The sequence below is a fragment of the Amycolatopsis samaneae genome (assembly GCF_039541975.1).
Classification (GTDB): domain Bacteria; phylum Actinomycetota; class Actinomycetes; order Mycobacteriales; family Pseudonocardiaceae; genus Amycolatopsis; species Amycolatopsis samaneae.
This window is the reverse complement of the sequence record NZ_BAABHG010000003.1, coordinates 84,609-98,777: the sequence shown is the minus strand read 5'-3', so window position 1 is coordinate 98,777 and position 14,169 is coordinate 84,609. Positions and strand designations below refer to the sequence as shown.

The 14,169-nt window shown below is 71.2% G+C and carries 16 protein-coding genes; 8 read left to right on the top strand and 8 right to left on the bottom strand.

Features of this window, described 5'->3' with window-relative positions:
* Positions 1–13 precede the first annotated feature (13 nt).
* The 3 genes from ABD987_RS07570 to ABD987_RS07560 all read left to right on the top strand — a co-directional run bounded on the left by ABD987_RS07570 (position 14) and on the right by ABD987_RS07560 (position 2,942).
* Entirely contained in the window at positions 14–472 is a 459-nt protein-coding gene (locus ABD987_RS07570; RefSeq protein ID WP_345388522.1) for a thioredoxin family protein, read from the top strand.
* A gap of 64 nt (positions 473–536) precedes the next feature.
* Positions 537–1,712: a S8 family peptidase gene (locus tag ABD987_RS07565; RefSeq protein ID WP_345388520.1), complete on the top strand. Its 1,176-nt coding sequence runs from the start codon at positions 537–539 to the stop codon at positions 1,710–1,712.
* A 42-nt stretch (positions 1,713–1,754) separates the two neighbouring features.
* Complete coding sequence (locus tag ABD987_RS07560; protein ID WP_345388518.1) at positions 1,755–2,942, top strand: MFS transporter; 1,188 nt, start codon at positions 1,755–1,757, stop codon at positions 2,940–2,942.
* Here the strand turns inward: ABD987_RS07560 and ABD987_RS07555 are convergent.
* Positions 2,902–4,503: an alpha/beta fold hydrolase gene (locus ABD987_RS07555; protein ID WP_345388516.1), complete on the bottom strand. Its 1,602-nt coding sequence runs from the start codon at positions 4,501–4,503 to the stop codon at positions 2,902–2,904. The two genes, ABD987_RS07560 and ABD987_RS07555, sit on opposite strands and share 41 nt — an antisense overlap.
* A 279-nt stretch (positions 4,504–4,782) precedes the next feature.
* Between ABD987_RS07555 and ABD987_RS07550 the strand changes: the two genes are divergently transcribed.
* The gene (locus tag ABD987_RS07550) at positions 4,783–5,805 is read left to right on the top strand and encodes a hypothetical protein (RefSeq protein WP_345388514.1); all 1,023 of its coding nucleotides are present in this window, start codon (positions 4,783–4,785) and stop codon (positions 5,803–5,805) included.
* A gap of 217 nt (positions 5,806–6,022) precedes the next feature.
* Here ABD987_RS07550 and ABD987_RS07545 read toward each other — a convergent pair whose 3' ends face one another.
* Positions 6,023–6,565: a cysteine hydrolase family protein gene (locus tag ABD987_RS07545; RefSeq protein WP_345388512.1), complete on the bottom strand. Its 543-nt coding sequence runs from the start codon at positions 6,563–6,565 to the stop codon at positions 6,023–6,025.
* A 183-nt stretch (positions 6,566–6,748) separates the two neighbouring features.
* Between ABD987_RS07545 and ABD987_RS07540 the strand changes: the two genes are divergently transcribed.
* On the top strand, positions 6,749–6,880 hold the full coding sequence (locus ABD987_RS07540) for a hypothetical protein (RefSeq protein ID WP_345388510.1): 132 nt from the start codon (positions 6,749–6,751) through the stop codon (positions 6,878–6,880).
* A 68-nt stretch (positions 6,881–6,948) separates the two neighbouring features.
* Here ABD987_RS07540 and ABD987_RS07535 read toward each other — a convergent pair whose 3' ends face one another.
* Positions 6,949–7,557: an SMI1/KNR4 family protein gene (locus ABD987_RS07535; RefSeq protein WP_345388508.1), complete on the bottom strand. Its 609-nt coding sequence runs from the start codon at positions 7,555–7,557 to the stop codon at positions 6,949–6,951.
* Entirely contained in the window at positions 7,554–7,676 is a 123-nt protein-coding gene (locus ABD987_RS07530; RefSeq protein ID WP_345388506.1) for a hypothetical protein, read from the bottom strand. The genes ABD987_RS07535 and ABD987_RS07530 overlap by 4 nt, the downstream gene beginning before the upstream one ends.
* Positions 7,677–7,766: 90 nt before the next feature.
* On the opposite strand from ABD987_RS07530, the gene ABD987_RS07525 reads away from it, so the two are divergent.
* Complete coding sequence (locus ABD987_RS07525; RefSeq protein WP_345388504.1) at positions 7,767–8,315, top strand: hypothetical protein; 549 nt, start codon at positions 7,767–7,769, stop codon at positions 8,313–8,315.
* On the opposite strand, the gene ABD987_RS07520 is transcribed toward ABD987_RS07525, so the two are convergent.
* Positions 8,272–9,303: an AraC family transcriptional regulator gene (locus tag ABD987_RS07520; protein ID WP_345388502.1), complete on the bottom strand. Its 1,032-nt coding sequence runs from the start codon at positions 9,301–9,303 to the stop codon at positions 8,272–8,274. The genes ABD987_RS07525 and ABD987_RS07520 overlap by 44 nt on opposite strands.
* 124 nt (positions 9,304–9,427) lie before the next feature.
* Between ABD987_RS07520 and ABD987_RS07515 the strand changes: the two genes are divergently transcribed.
* The gene (locus tag ABD987_RS07515) at positions 9,428–10,612 is read left to right on the top strand and encodes an MFS transporter (RefSeq protein WP_345388500.1); all 1,185 of its coding nucleotides are present in this window, start codon (positions 9,428–9,430) and stop codon (positions 10,610–10,612) included.
* A gap of 7 nt (positions 10,613–10,619) precedes the next feature.
* Here the strand turns inward: ABD987_RS07515 and ABD987_RS07510 are convergent, their stop codons facing one another.
* Positions 10,620–11,645: an LLM class oxidoreductase gene (locus ABD987_RS07510; RefSeq protein ID WP_345388498.1), complete on the bottom strand. Its 1,026-nt coding sequence runs from the start codon at positions 11,643–11,645 to the stop codon at positions 10,620–10,622.
* A gap of 74 nt (positions 11,646–11,719) precedes the next feature.
* On the opposite strand from ABD987_RS07510, the gene ABD987_RS07505 reads away from it, so the two are divergent.
* The gene (locus ABD987_RS07505) at positions 11,720–12,325 is read left to right on the top strand and encodes a TetR/AcrR family transcriptional regulator (protein WP_345388496.1); all 606 of its coding nucleotides are present in this window, start codon (positions 11,720–11,722) and stop codon (positions 12,323–12,325) included.
* Between the two features lie 34 nt (positions 12,326–12,359).
* Here the strand turns inward: ABD987_RS07505 and ABD987_RS07500 are convergent, their stop codons facing one another.
* The gene (locus ABD987_RS07500) at positions 12,360–12,965 is read right to left on the bottom strand and encodes a response regulator (protein WP_345388494.1); all 606 of its coding nucleotides are present in this window, start codon (positions 12,963–12,965) and stop codon (positions 12,360–12,362) included.
* Positions 12,962–14,137 (bottom strand): sensor histidine kinase, encoded by a 1,176-nt coding sequence (locus tag ABD987_RS07495; RefSeq protein ID WP_345388492.1) that lies wholly within the window; start codon positions 14,135–14,137, stop codon positions 12,962–12,964. Before ABD987_RS07495 ends, ABD987_RS07500 begins: the two co-directional genes overlap by 4 nt.
* Positions 14,138–14,169: the final 32 nt, after the last annotated feature.

Here is a 14,169-nt window from a genome sequence, read left to right as displayed (position 1 = left end):
AAGGAGAAGGAAGATGGGAACGAGAATATCCGTGCTCGCGGCCGCCGTCGCGATGGCCGCGGCGTTGCTGGGCGGCTCCTCGATGTCGTCCGCGTCCGCCGCGGAGCCGACGGCGATGTCCACACAGGACGAAACCGTCATCGACGTCACCTCGGACAACTACGACCAGGTCATGGAGATGTCCAAGACCAAGCCGGTGGTGCTCGACTTCTACGCCACCTGGTGCGGCCCGTGCAAGCAGATGGCCCCGTACCTGGAGAAGTACCACAAGGCCGACAACGGCAAGTGGATCTGGGCGAAGGTCGACGTGAGCAACAGCGGGCAGAACAAGGACATCGCGGACAAGTACAGCATCGAGTACATCCCGACGCTGATCGACATCCGCGACGGTCAGGAGAAGGGCAGCAGGGTCGTCGGGTTCGACACCGGCAGCGGCCCCAGCGACCTGCGCACCTGGTTGAACGGTCTCTGACGTGTCCGCCGCCGGGGCTGCTCCGGCACCGGCGGCGATCCGTCCCTCTCCGCGAAGGAATCCCATGAAACGCAAGTCGAGGACCGCCGCGCTGGCGGCCTGTTTCGCCGTGGTGGCCGGGGTGCTGCCCGCCACCGCGGCGGCCGCGGCCCCCGTCGGCGCCACGTCGGTGTACATCGTGCGCCTGAAGCCGATGACGGCGGACAAGGACAAGGTCACCGCCGCCGCGAACACGATGATCACCAAGTACGGCGGCAAGCTCCGCCGCGTCTACTACTCAGTCTCGCAGGCGTTCTCCGCCGAGCTGACCGAGGACCAGCACACGAAGTACCTCACCGACGCCGCGGTCAGCACCGTCGGCGCCAACCAGACCTACACCGCGGCGGGCACCCAGACCGACCCGCCGTCCTGGGGACAGGACCGCGTCGACCAGCCCGCGCTCCCGCTCGATCACCGCTTCACCTACCCGAACACGGCCCCGAACGTCCACGTCTACGTGCTCGACACCGGTGTCCGCACGAGTCACCGCGACTTCGGCGGTCGCGCGCACGCGGCGTTCGACGCGGTCGAGCCCGGCGCGAACCGCAGTGGCACCGACTGCAACGGGCACGGGACGCGGGTCGCGGCCACCATCGGCGGCCGGCACTTCGGCGTCGCGAAGGAGGCGTCGATCGAGTCGGTGCGCACGCTCGGCTGCGACGGAACCGGGACCTCCGAACAGATCCTGACCGCGCTGGACTGGGTGAACCTCAACGCCAAGCGGCCCGCCCTGCTCAACCTCAGCTTCGCCGGGCCCGGCGGCACGGTCGTCGACATCCAGCTCTACAAGATGACCCAGCTCGGGCTGGCCTACACCACGGCGGCGGGCAACGGCGAAAACGGCAAGGGCACCGACGCCTGCCAGGTCACCCCGGCCCGGCAGACCACCGGGATCACCGTGGGCGCGACGGACTCCGCCGATCACCGGGTGCCGTCGTCGAACTTCGGCAGCTGCGTGGACCTCTACGCGCCGGGCAAGGACATCCGGACCGCCGACAGCCGCAGCGACACCGCCTGCGCCACGGTGTCGGGCACCTCGATCGCCTCGGCCGAGGCGGCCGGTGTCGCCGCGATGTACCTGTCCGCGCATCCCGAGGCCACCCCGGACGCGCTCACCACGGCACTGACCTCCGCCGCGACGAAGGACAAGATCACCGATCCCGGCGCCGACTCGCACAACCTGCTGCTCCACACGGCATAGGACACGCGGCCGGGCGGCCGCCACGAGGAACTGGATCCGATCATGAACCTCGCCGCGCCACCCGGCCGCACCACCGGGCTCCCGCTCGGCGCGCTCCTCGCGCTGGCCACCTCGGTGTTCCTCGGCTGCCTGACCGAGGTCGTGCCCGCCGGGATCCTGCTCCCGGCCTCGGCCGGCCTCGGTGTCTCCCCCGCGGCCACCGGGCAGCTCGTGACGGTGTACGCGATCACCACCGCGCTCACCGCGGTACCGCTGACCGCGGCCACCGCCCGGGTGCCCCGCAGGACGCTCCTGCTCGTGCTCGTCGCCGGATTCGTGGTGACCAACGGGGTGATCGCGGTGTCCCCGTGGTTCGCGCTCGTCCTGGCGGCGCGGATCGTCTCCGGCGCGATCACCGGCGTGCTGTGGTCGCTCGTCGCGAACTACGCGATGCGGCTCGTGCCCGTGGAGCGGTCGGGCCGCGCGCTGGCCGTCGCGATGGCGGGCACCCCGGTGGGTTTCGCGCTCGGGGTACCCGCCGGGGCGGCGCTCGGCGCGTTCCTCGGCTGGCGCTGGGTGTTCGTCGTCATGGGGCTGATCGCCCTGCCGCTGCTGCGGTGGATCTGGCTGGCCGTCCCGCCGCTGCCGGGCGAACCGGCCGGTGACCGGCCGCGGCTCCGGACCGTCCTGCGGACACCCGGGCTGCGCCCGCTGCTGGTACTGGTGATCGCGTTTTCCTTGGGACACAACATCTTCTACACCTACCTCGGCCCGTTCTACGCCGAGCGCGGGCATCCGGGACTGCTCAGCACCGGGCTGCTGCTGTTCGGGCTGGCCACGGTGGCCGGGCTGTGGCTGGTCGGGCTGGTGCTCGACCGGTACCCGCGTGCCGTGCTGCTGGGCTGCGCCGCGACCGGCGCGACCGCCATCGTCGTGCTCGCCCTCGGCGGCCACGACACCGTCGTGCTACTCGTGGCCGGTGCGTTGTGGGGACTCGCCTTCGGCGGCGCGCCGACGTCGTTCCAGGCGGTCACCGCCCGGCTCGCCGGGCGCCGCGCCGACACCGCGCAGTCGCTCACCATCGCGAGCTGGAACGGCGCGGTGGCCGGTGGGGCGCTGACCGGCGGGATCGTGCTCGACACGGTGGCGGCGGCCCTGCCATGGGCCGCCGCCACCCTGCTGCTCGTGCCGATCCTGCTCGCCGGTCCGGTCACCTCCAGCGGAAGTGATCCGGCCCGTTCTCGGCGATGATCCGGCTCACCTCGGCTCGCAGGGGTGACGCCGGGGCCGGTCGGGCACCTGCCTTGTCAGGCGGGACGTCCGGTCGCGGCCGTCCCGGGCAGAACGCCCGGGAATCGGGCAGTACGCCGTGGACGAAGTAGGCGTCGATCTGCCGGGTGACGCACTCGTTACGGCTGTAGAGGCCGTGGGTGCCTTCGTCGGCGACCGAGATGAGGTTGTCGCCGAGCCTGGCGGCCATGGCCGGGCCACCGTCGTACTGGGTGTTCGCGTCGTACTCGGCCTGCACCACCACACCGATGGGATAGCCGTGGCGGCGGAGCGGGACCAGTGGTTCGGGCGGGGTGAACGAGCGGAAGGTGCATTCGGTCGGCTGGACCGCGATCGCACCCAAACCGTAAGGGTACTTTTCGCGGAAGACCCGCATCCGGTCGTAGTAGGTGTTCAGCTCGCGCGGCCAGTCGGCCTCGCAGGTGATCGCCTGGAACGCGCCCTCGTAGGTGGGCGGGATGACCTGACCCGCCAGCTGTCCCACCGCCGCGTCGGTATCGGCGTCCAGCCGGGCACCGGTCGCGGCGCGAAGCTGGTTGACCACCTTGGCGAACACGTCCCAGAGCGGACGTGTTCGGGGGACCCCGCCGAGCAGGAGGTCGAAAAAGTTGCGGTCCAGGGCGAATTCGGGAAAGCCGGGCGGCGGATTCTTGATGGGGGTCGGTTTCGCGGCGAGCTTGAGCCCCAGCTCGTCGAGTGCCGTGGTGACCGCGGCTACCGTGCTGCCCAGGTGGTAGGTCCGGTCGCGCTCGGCGATCCAGGCCACCCACGCGTCGACGTTCTGCCGCCACGCGACCGCCTGCTGGGCGAACTGCTCGTAGTAGAGCCATTCCGGGTGCATCGAGGAGTCGAGCACGCTGCGGTCGAGGTGCGCCGGGAACAGGCTGCCGTAGACCGCGCCGAGGTAGGTGCCGTAGGAGAAGCCCAGATAGTTGATCTTCTTCTCCCCGAGCACACCGCGGACGACGTCCAGGTCACGGGCGGTGTTGGCGGTGCTGATGAACGGCCGGATGCCCCCGCCCGCACGCTTGCAGCCCAGCTCGAGCAGTTGCGCGTGCGCCGAGACGTCCGCGAACTCCTCGTCGGTGGGACGGGTGTGCAGGAGGAAGGACCGCGGATAGTCGCACCGCAGCCGGGTGGACCTGCCGACCCCCCGCGGGTCGAAGCCGATCAGGTCGTAGCTGCCCGCGATCGCGTTGTTCGCGAACGCCAGCGGGAGATCCAAACCGTCGCCGCCGGGACCGCCGGGGTTCAGCAGCAGCACGCCCCGCCGCGCGTTCGGGTCCTTCGCCTTCAACCTGCTGATCGCGACGTTCAGGCGGCCCGCGCCCGGGTGCCGGTAGTCGAGCGGCACCGTGATCGTGGCGCAGTCCATTTTCTCCCAGGGGATCTTGCTCCCCGGCGGGTCCGTCGCCGGATCGGGCCGGCACGTCGCCCATCCGGGCTGCTGGTGGTAGAAGCGGGACAGGTCACGCTCCGCGCCGGACGCGGGTGCCGCCGGGACCATGGTCAGGCCCAGCACGACCGCTCCGGCCAGGATTCCTGCTGTTCTTCGGGGTTTCCACGCACGCACGATCCAACCTCCGATCTCGTGAACCGAGTACCATCGAAAGATCATCGAAACGATTGCTGACAGGTCAGGCGAAACCGCCTGACACCAAGGAAACGCGCCGCGCAGGCTACCGGAGCACCCCCGGGACCCCTCCCGGCCCCAAGATCCGAAGTTCCTGATCCGGGGAGGCAACCCGGACCCGAGCTCCCGCGTACTTCCCTTGCAGGAACCGAAACAAGGGGAGATTTCGTGAAACTCAGATCCACGCTGCGCACCGGGGTCCTCGCTGTCGCGTCGCTGACCATGGCGACTTTGGCGGTGTCACCGGCGGACGCGGCGGATGCCGCTCCTGGGTGGCAGGTGAGCTACCTGGCCACCCCCGACGGATACCCGGACGCCGTCGGAGTGGTCCACGGCACCGACAGCCACGGCGGCTACGCGGGCACACTCAAGCTCGGCGACTCCGACCAGGTCGTCACCTGGAAGGACGGGCAGCCCACCGTTCACCCGCTTCCCACCGGCTGGTCGCGACCCAAGGTCGGCGGCGAAAACTGGGCGGGCACCGTCGTGGGCGAGGTGACCATCGGCAAGGGCCAGCAGGCGTTCATGCTGACCGAAGCGGGCTTCGAACTGCTTCCCTCGCCGGCGGGCTATCCCTACCTCGGCGCGACCGCGATCAACAATCGCGGTGACGTCGTGGCCTATGGCTTCGACACCAGGGGCACCGGGCAGTCCGTGCTGTGGCGGGCCGACGACCGGGCCCACCCCGAGGTGCTGACCTCGGCCGGGATCTTCTCCGGGGCCGCGGATATCGACGACGACGGCACAGTACTGCTGAACAGGTACCCCGAAGCGATGCTGTGGAAGGACGGGGTGGTCCGGAAGCTCACCTCTCCCGAGCCGGGCGGCCTCACCCGAGGAGAAGCGATCCGCAACGGCGTCGTCGTCGGTATGCACCTCACCTACCAGACCTCGGCGAGGCAGGGCCTGCTCTGGCACGACACGGACGCCCCGACGCCGCTTCCCGGCGCCTTCACCGCGAACAAGATCAACCGATTCGGCCTGGTCGCCGGCCGGGCCACCAGCCAGACGGGCCCGCTCGGCACCTGGCTGGGCACACACCGGGTCGGTGACCTTCCGCTGCCCGAAGGCATGACGAACGTGGGCGATCCGGGAGCCCTCGGTGACGACGGCACTGTCGTGGGCACGGTCGGCAGCACCAGGCTCACGCTGGACGTCGGCCGTCCGGTGATCTGGCGCCCGCACCTGTGATGGCACGTACCTGAACCACCCCGGTTGGGCAGGGCCACGCGCCCCGCCCAACCGGGTTCCCTTGCGGCGTAAGGAATCCAGCTGCCTCACAGCGACGATTCACCGCCCACGCCCACACCCACGCCCGCTGAATCACGCGAGTTCGCCGTTCAATCACGCGAGTGCGCAGTTCAATCACGTGAGTTCGCCGTTCAATCACGCGAGTTCGCCCGGTGGGCTAGGACCAGTCGGCGCAGGACACGACGTCGAATCCCCGGCTGGGGAACACGGCGTCCATGAAGAACTCGTGCATCGCCGGATCGCCGTCGGCGCACCCGTCACGCAGCACGGTCACCCGGTAGCCGCGATCGGCCGCGTCGTAGCACGTCGCGGCCACCATCGCGCTCGTCGCGACCCCCGCGACCGCGATCGTGTCGACGCCTCCGGCGCGGAGCACGAGGTCGAGATCGGTACCGGCGAACGCGCTGGCCCGCCGTTTCAGCACGACGACGTCCTCGTCGGCGACCGGCAGCGTGACCTCGGTCCCGGCCGATCCCTCGTGGAAGGCGTCCCCGGCTTCGTGGAACGTCCGCATCATCGCGTTGCCCGGCGGCAGATCGGCCCCGTTGGCCCGCATGGCGAACCGCACGAACACCACGCGCGCACCGGCCGCGCGGGCACGCGGGAGCAGGGCGGTGAGCGGCGGCAGGACCTGCCTGGCGAACGGGTAACCGTCCATGATGCCACGCTGGAGGTCGCCGATGATCAGTGCGGTGGTCACGAAGGGGCTCCTCATCCGGTGATGCGCGCGATGTACCGGTGAAGCTACCCGTCACGCCCGGCCTCGCGCGGCGTTTTCCCCGCGCCCCATGCCATGCGCGCGGGTTGTGGCACGCGTCACGGAATGCCCGTCGATCTTCAGCGCTACACAGAGATAGCCATCGTTTCGCAGCCGAGGAGTGACATGTCCACCACCACCACGCCGGAAGAAGCAGGCACCCCGCTGGCCGTGCCCGCGCTCGACGACTTCGACTTCCCGCTCACCGACGGCGCCGCCTGCCGCATCGACGACCCGGACTGCGAAGCCTGCCAGTGACGCGGTGAGCACGGGCCGTCGCCGCCGCACGGAACCGCATGCGGACGGCGACGGCCCGTGCACCGGCGTCAGCCCCAGCCCAGCAGCCCCTCGTCGTCGATGACGACGCGGCTTTCGGGACGATCCGGTACCCGCCCGAGGGCGTGGTCGTCGAGGCGTTCCGCGACGTAGGCGAGCATCGTGGCCACATCGGCCCACTCGACCGCGTACACGCCCTCGCTGGCGTACCAGGCCATCACACAGCCGTGGTCCTTCCCCACCCGGAGATCGACGCAGAGCAGGCCGCCGTCGATGGCGCGGCAGACGGGAACCAGCGCGGTGCAGTAGGGGAACGCGACCTCGCCCGCCCGCTTGCGGTGTTCGCCGCCGGTTCCGCAGCATCCGGGATCGGGAAACTCCCGCTGTCTCAAGTATTCCTCGCGGGCCCGTGCGACGCCGAGTGGGATGTAGAAGCCGGGAATCACCGAACCCGCCCGGAAATCACGGTCGTCGTCGATCCCGTCCATGACCGTCCACCAGGCCACGAGGTCGGCGGGCAGCTCGCCGCCGACCGCCTGCCGGAGCGCGCGGAGGTGCCCAGCCGGCGCCGGGGGCCGGATCACCCGCGCGGTGGCGGGCGCGTGGTCCCGCAGCACGGCGACGATCCGCTGCCAGGTCCGGGACACTGGTTCGGTCACGAAAACCACCTTCCGGTACGGCGGTCGGCACGGAGCGCGACCAGCCGTCCCGACCGCGGCGCCCCGGCCCCGGCCCGCGCCCGATGGTGTCCGTCGAGCAGGCTCATGGGCTCGATCATGCCCGCATCCGGGTGCGGCGGGGCTGTCCGGCGGCGAGCAGGAAGCCCGTTCGCCCCCGTTCCGCCGGGACGAGCGGCTACCGTGGCCCCGTGCCACCAGCCACGCGCGCACTGACCGACCCGCTGCCCCGCCGTGCCCAGGCGCTGGTCGACGCCGTGCGGCGTACCGGTTCCGCCGAACTCAGGACGTCACTCGCCTGCGTCGCGGTGATCGGCGCGATCGGCGCGGCGTTCGTCGCGACCGCCGCCCTCGCCTATCTCTCGCCCAACCCCGCGGTGGGCCCCGCGCTGAGCTGGGTGCTGGCGGTTCCCGTGCTCGGCGTCTGCGGCTGGCTCGCCTGGCTCCTGCTCCCCCGCGCCCGAGTCATCCTCGGCCCGTCCGGGGTCACGATCCGCGGTACCCGGCACATTCCCTGGCAGGACATCGACCACTTCGCCCGCGAACACCGGAGCGGCCGGGCCACCTACGCCTTCGTGCGTGTCCACCTCAAACCCGTCCACCAGCCGGGAGTCCCGCTCGTGGTCGGCTCGACGGTGCCGGGACCCGCCCTGCCACTGTTGCTCTCCCCGAACGCCGACGAGCAGTGCGACGCGCTCAACCTGCTGCTGGGCGATCACCTCGGGCCTCCGGCGCCCTGACCGTCCGGCCGGCGCCGGGCGGGTGGCCGGTGACGCGTTTGAAGGCGCGGCTGAAGGCCGCCTGGGAGGTGTAGCCGAGGCGCCGGGCCACGGCCTCGATCGACAGGGTGTCCTGCGCCAGCCACTGGGTGGCGAGGAGCATCCGCAGTTCCGTGACGTAGCGAAGGGGCGGGACGCCGATCGTGGCCTGGAACCGTTCCGCGAAGACGGACCGGGAGATGGCGCACTCCGCCGCCAGCTCCGCCACGGTCCAGTCGCGGCCGGGCTGCCGGTGCAGGGCCAGGATGGCGCGGGCCAGCCGGGGATCACGCAACGCCGCCACCAGGCCGGAGGCGTTGTCGCAGCCGCATTCGACCCAGCCTCGCACGATCATGGCGGCCGCCACCTCGGCCAGCCGGGCGAGGACACCGGCGAAGCCCACGCGCGCGGAGCAGACTTCGCGGCGCATCGCGGCGAGGATCGGCATGAGCCCGGGATAGCGCTCCCCCTCGGCGTCGGCCGGCAGGAGACCGGGCAGGTGCCTGCCGAGGCCCCGCATGCCGCCGAGGTCGAACTCCATGAACCCGGTGAACAGGACGGTGCTGGGATCGGGATCGGTGCTCGGGCAGGTGTCCACCCCGCCCACCGCGTCGCCGAGGGAAACGACGTCGAAGCTCTCCACGTCCCGGACCGGCAGTCCCTCGCCGGAAAGCAGTTCGTGGGAGCCGCCGTGGGGCAGGAAAACCGCGTTGCCCGCCGAGAGTTCGTGCCGGGTGCCGTCCTCGGTACGCAGGACGGCGGAGCCGACGGCGACGAAGTGGAAGTAGGCGCGGCCGGGCTCGGCGGCGAAGCCGAGGCCGAACCGCGGACCGAGCTGGATCCGGCGGTACCGCACGCCGCGCAGCCGCATGCTGGTCAGCAGCTCGCTGATGAGCTCGGAGGACAGGGCGAAGCGTTTTTCTTCCGCCTCGTCCGGAGTTTCGGTCAAGTATTGCAGACGTTCTGTCATAGCTCATCCTGAAATTCGCACTTAGGCTTGACTTGACCTTGTCATGCGATTCAGGGGAAGTAAACAGTTGAACAGTGATGTGTGCGACACCGTTCCCGATATCGGCCCCGGCGGAGCGGCCGAAGTGGAAACGGTATCGCCCGAACCGGTTTCCGCGTCATGGGCGGCGGTCTTCTCCTTGGCGCTGGGTGTTTTCGGACTGCTGACGGCGGAATACCTGCCGGCCAGCCTGTTGACGCCGATGGCCGCCGAACTGGGCGTCTCGGAGGCCGTCGCCGGACAGGCGGTGACCGTCACGGCGGTGGCGGCGATGCTTTCCGGGTTGCTGACCGCGAGCCTGACCCGGCGGATCGACCGGCGGCTCGTGCTGCTCGGCTTCACCGTCCTGTTGATCGTCTCCAGCCTGCTGGTGGCCGTGGCCGCCAACACGCTGATGCTGTTGCTGATGCGGGTCCTGCTGGGTGTCGCGCTGGGCGGCTTCTGGAGCATGGCGGCGGCGGTGGCGATGCGCCTGGTGCCCGCGGCCCTCGTCCCGCGTGCGGTGTCGATCATCTTCAGCGGCATCGCGGTGGCGACCATCGTGGCGGTGCCGCTCGGCAGCTACCTCGGCGAACTGGCGGGCTGGCGCAGCACATTCCTCGCGGCGGCCGGGCTCGGGGTGCTCACGCTGGTGTTCCAGCTGTTCACGCTGCCCAGGATGCCACCCCGCGCCACGGCCAGGCTGGGCACGTTGTGGGAGGTGCTGCGACGCCCGGGTTTCGGGCTGGGAATTGCCGGAATGCTGCTTGTCCACATCGGACACTACGCATTGTTCACCTATATCCGTCCCGCACTGGAAAACGTGGTGAAGGTCGACGTCGACGAGCTGACACTGCTGTTGTTCGTCTTCGGCTTGGCGAATTTCGCGGGCACCCTGGCGGCGGGATGGCTTTTGACGAAGAGCCTGCGCCTGACCTTGGCACTGACGCCCGCGCTGATGGGCGTCGCGGCGCTGGCCGTGGCACTGGTCCCCGCCGGGAAGATCGGGTACGTGATCCTGGTGCTGCTCTGGGGCCTTGCCTTCGGCGGCGTGTCGGTGGCCTGGTCGAACTGGGCCACCCGCATGGTGCCCGACCAGGCGGAGAGCGCGGGCGGGCTCGTGGTGGTGGGTGTGCAGTCCGCCATCGCCGCCGGGGCCGCCGCGGGTGGCGCGCTGTTCGGGCTCGGCGGCGTCGTCACCGTGTTCACCGTCTCCGGCGTCGTGTTGCTCGCCTCCGCGCTGCTGATCGCGCTACGGGTCGCCGCACCCCACCACCAGTCGCGAACCTAGGAAACCTTCACCAGAGCGCGGCCGTGGGCGCCGGTGCGGCCAGGGCGGGAAACAGCGGAAGGACCTCCTCGGCGATCTCGGCGACGGCGTCGGCGGCGGGGCGCCTGCCGTGCTGCACCCCGAGCGCGGCGTGGTTGACGCCCTGGTCCCGCCAGCGGCCGAGCAGGTCGACGAGCCCGTGCCGCCCGGTCCGCAGGACGAATCCCCCGCGCAGCGGCGTCGGCGGATGACGCGGATCCTCGGCGAGGTCGAGCCATTCGTTGGTGACCACGGGTTTGAACGTCCCGCCGGGCACGAGCGCGCGCCAGGCGCCGATCTTGGCGCCGAGCGCGGCCGGCCCCTCCGGAGACGCGGTGTCACCCGGGTAGACCAGGCGGCCGTCGCCGTGCTCGGCGATCCACTCGTCGGTCTGCTGGCTGGAACCGGTGACCAGCAAGGGAATCGCACCCGCACGCGGCTTGGGCAACAGGTCGGCCTCGCCGGTCAGCGCGCCCAGCGGGGAGTCGATGCGGGGAAAGTCCTCCGCGAGCAGGCGCCGGATCATGCCGACGCTCTCGGCGAACCGCGGCCCGCGGTGCGCGCGGTCCACGCCGTAGGCGGGAAACTCCGACGCCCGATCCCCGGTGGCGATCCCGAGCACGAGCCTGCCGCCGGAAAGCCGGTCGAGGGAGGCCGCCTGCTTGGCCACGTCGATCGGATGCCGCAGGGTCACGACCACACTGCCCGTCGCCAGCGCGAGGTGCTCGGTGTGCGCGGCCAGCCACGCCAGGTAGGTCCACGGGTCATACACCTGCCCGACGTCGCCGAACCCCTTGTCGTGCAACGGGACGTCCCGGACCCACACCCCGGCGAACCCCGCCCGGTCGGCCGCGCGGACCACCTCGCCCTGGCCGCGCAGCCCGTCCAGCTCGCCGCGATAGGGCCACAACGGCAGGAACAGCCCCACGGTCAGCTCCCCGGGAGCGAACATCCGGGCGAACCCCGGGTGATCCGCGAACGGCCGGGCGGGCGATGCGACGGGCGTGGTGTCCACGAAGTCCTCCTCCTGACTGGAACGATCTATCCAGAACATATCCGATGGAACGATCGATCCGCTAGGGTTCGGTCATGGTGAAGGACGGAGCGACCGCCGAGGGGACCCGGGACCGGCTGGTCCGGGTGACCGCCGATCTCCTGCAACGCCAGGGCTACGAAGCGACCGGTGTGAAGGAGATCCTGGCCGCGGCCGGGGCGACCTCCAGCTCCCTCTACCACCACTTTCCCGGCGGCAAGGAGGATCTGGCCAGGGAAGCGCTCGCCTACGGCGCGGAGCAGTTCGCCGGGCTGCTGCGTGGCGCGCTCGCCCGCGCGGACACCCCGGAGACCGCGGTCGCGGCGTGCGCGCTGGACCTCGCCGAGGACCTCGCCGCGTCGGGCTGGTCGGACGGGTGTCCCGTCGCGGTCACCGCGCTGGAGAGCGTCGCGGGCTCACCGCAGCTTCGCGAGGCCTCGGCCCGGCTGTTCGAGCAGTGGCAGGAGATCATCGCCGACCGCCTGCGCGCGCTCGACGTTCCGGCCGCGGTCGCCGGCGAACTGGCGTCCACCGTGCTGTGCGCGCTCGAAGGCGCCGAACTGCTCAGCCGGGTCACCGCGGATCCCGCCCCGCTGCGCACCGCCGCCCGCCACCTGAGCACCCTCGTCGAGGTCAGCCGGTCCCCGGCACGTGGACGCTGATCGTCCTTTGTGGACAACAGGTGACTGTCGCGGCTCACAGCCAGCCCTGGGTTTCGGCGAGCCGGGCCGCTTCGGCGCGGGTGCGTGCCTGGGTCTTGCCGATCGCCGAGGACAGGTGATTGCGCACGGTACCCTCCGTCAGGCCCACGGTCCTGGCGATGTCCGCGACGGTACCGCCGTCGGCCGCGGCGCGGAGCACGTCGGCCTCCCGGTCGGTGAGCGGGCTGGCGCCGGTGGCGAGCGATTCCGCCGCGAGGGCGGGATCGACGAAGCGCAGTCCGGCGTGGACACGGCGGATCGCGTTCACGAGCTGCTCGGGCGGGGAGTCCTTGACCACGTAGCCCGCCGCGCCCGCCGACATCGCCCTGGACAGGTAGCCGGGCCTGCTGAAGGTGGTGCAGATGATCACGCGGCAGTCCGGCAGCGCGCGCCGCAGCTCGGCCGCGACGGAAAGCCCGTCGCGGCCGGGCATCTGCACGTCCAGGAGCGCGATGTCGGGGGCGGTCCGGCGCGCGGCGTCCAGCACCTCGGTGCCCGAACCCACCTCGGCGACCACCTCGAGGTCGGATTCGAGCCGCAGCATCGAAGCCAGCGCGCCGCGCACGAGCGCCTGGTCGTCGGCCAGCAGCACACGGATCATGTCGGACCTGCTCCGGTGGAGGGGACGTGGGGTTCCGGCCCGCGCGCGAGGACGCGGAAGCCACCGCCGGGGGCGGCGCCGTGGTCAAGGGTGCCCGACACCGCGGCCAGCCGCTCGGCGAGACCGGTCAGCCCGTGCCCCGCGATGGTCCCGGCCGGGACGGTGCCGTCGTCGGTGATCTCCACCCAGTCGCGGCCGAGCCGGACGCTGCAGCGCTCCGCGTCGGAGTGCCGCAGCACGTTGGTGACCGCTTCCCGGACCACGTACCCGAACACGCCGCGCAGTTCGGGCCGCACGTCGTCGGCCGCGGTGGGCAGCTCGGCCCGTACCCCGGCGGCGCGCAGCGCCACGCGGGCACCGGCGATCTCGGTGGCCAGCGACACCGTGCGGTAGTCCGACACGGTGGCCCGCACGTCGGAAAGCGCTTGCCGGGCAAGGGTTTCGAGCTCGCGGATCTCGGCGAGCGCCGGATCGGTGTCGCCCGAGGACTCCAGTATCCGGCGGGCCAGCCCCAGTTTGACGGTCATCGTCGAGAGGCTGTGCCCGAGGATGTCGTGGAGGTCCCTGGCGACCCGCTCCCGCTCCTGGCTCACCGCCAGCCGCCTGACCTGCTCACGCGCCACCCGCAGGTGACCGATCGTGAAGGTCAGCGCGAAGACCGTGCCCAGCGCGGCGGTGACGCCGACGAGCGTGACCACCTCACCCCAGTTCACCCGGCCCTGGCCCAGCCACATCCACGCGATCTGGCCGACGGCCGTGGCGAACCCGAGCGGCAGCGAGTAGCGCAGCGGCAGCAGCATGAGCGCGATCGCGGTGGCGTAGGTCAGGTCGGTCAGATAGCCGGGCTCGCCGAGGAGCAGGGCGGGCGCCGCCCCGAGCACGACCATCACGGCCACGACGGCGATCCGCCGACGCCGGGGTGCCGTCGGCCCGTACCAGGGAACGAGCAGGCAGCCGAAGCCGTAGCAGACGAGGAAACCGAGCGCGGCGACGGCGCGGGGCGCGTCGTACCGGCCGTCCACGATCTCGGCGCCGCGCGGAATCAGGAAAAGCGCGGCGAGACCGAGGACGGCGACGACGGCGACCCGGCTCCGGTCGCCCTGCCCGGTTCCCCAGAAACTCCAGTCCGGCCACTTCCGCGCGGAGAACTCGTCGGGATCTCGTTCGCTCACACCGGAACCCTACGGCTCCGCGCGGCCAGGCG

Excerpts from the sequence above, each read along its gene's own strand:
- ABD987_RS07540 (WP_345388510.1), top strand. The coding sequence starts at position 6,749 with ATGTCCACCACCACCACGCCGGAAGAAGCAGGCACCCCGCTGGCCGTG.
- ABD987_RS07570 (WP_345388522.1), top strand. The coding sequence starts at position 14 with ATGGGAACGAGAATATCCGTGCTCGCGGCCGCCGTCGCGATGGCCGCG.
- ABD987_RS07530 (WP_345388506.1), bottom strand. The coding sequence starts at position 7,676 with ATGATCGAGCCCATGAGCCTGCTCGACGGACACCATCGGGCGCGGGCC.
- ABD987_RS07500 (WP_345388494.1), bottom strand. The coding sequence starts at position 12,965 with ATGATCCGTGTGCTGCTGGCCGACGACCAGGCGCTCGTGCGCGGCGCG.
- ABD987_RS07505 (WP_345388496.1), top strand. The coding sequence starts at position 11,720 with ATGGTGAAGGACGGAGCGACCGCCGAGGGGACCCGGGACCGGCTGGTC.
- ABD987_RS07520 (WP_345388502.1), bottom strand. The coding sequence starts at position 9,303 with ATGACAGAACGTCTGCAATACTTGACCGAAACTCCGGACGAGGCGGAA.
- ABD987_RS07565 (WP_345388520.1), top strand. The coding sequence starts at position 537 with ATGAAACGCAAGTCGAGGACCGCCGCGCTGGCGGCCTGTTTCGCCGTG.
- ABD987_RS07560 (WP_345388518.1), top strand. The coding sequence starts at position 1,755 with ATGAACCTCGCCGCGCCACCCGGCCGCACCACCGGGCTCCCGCTCGGC.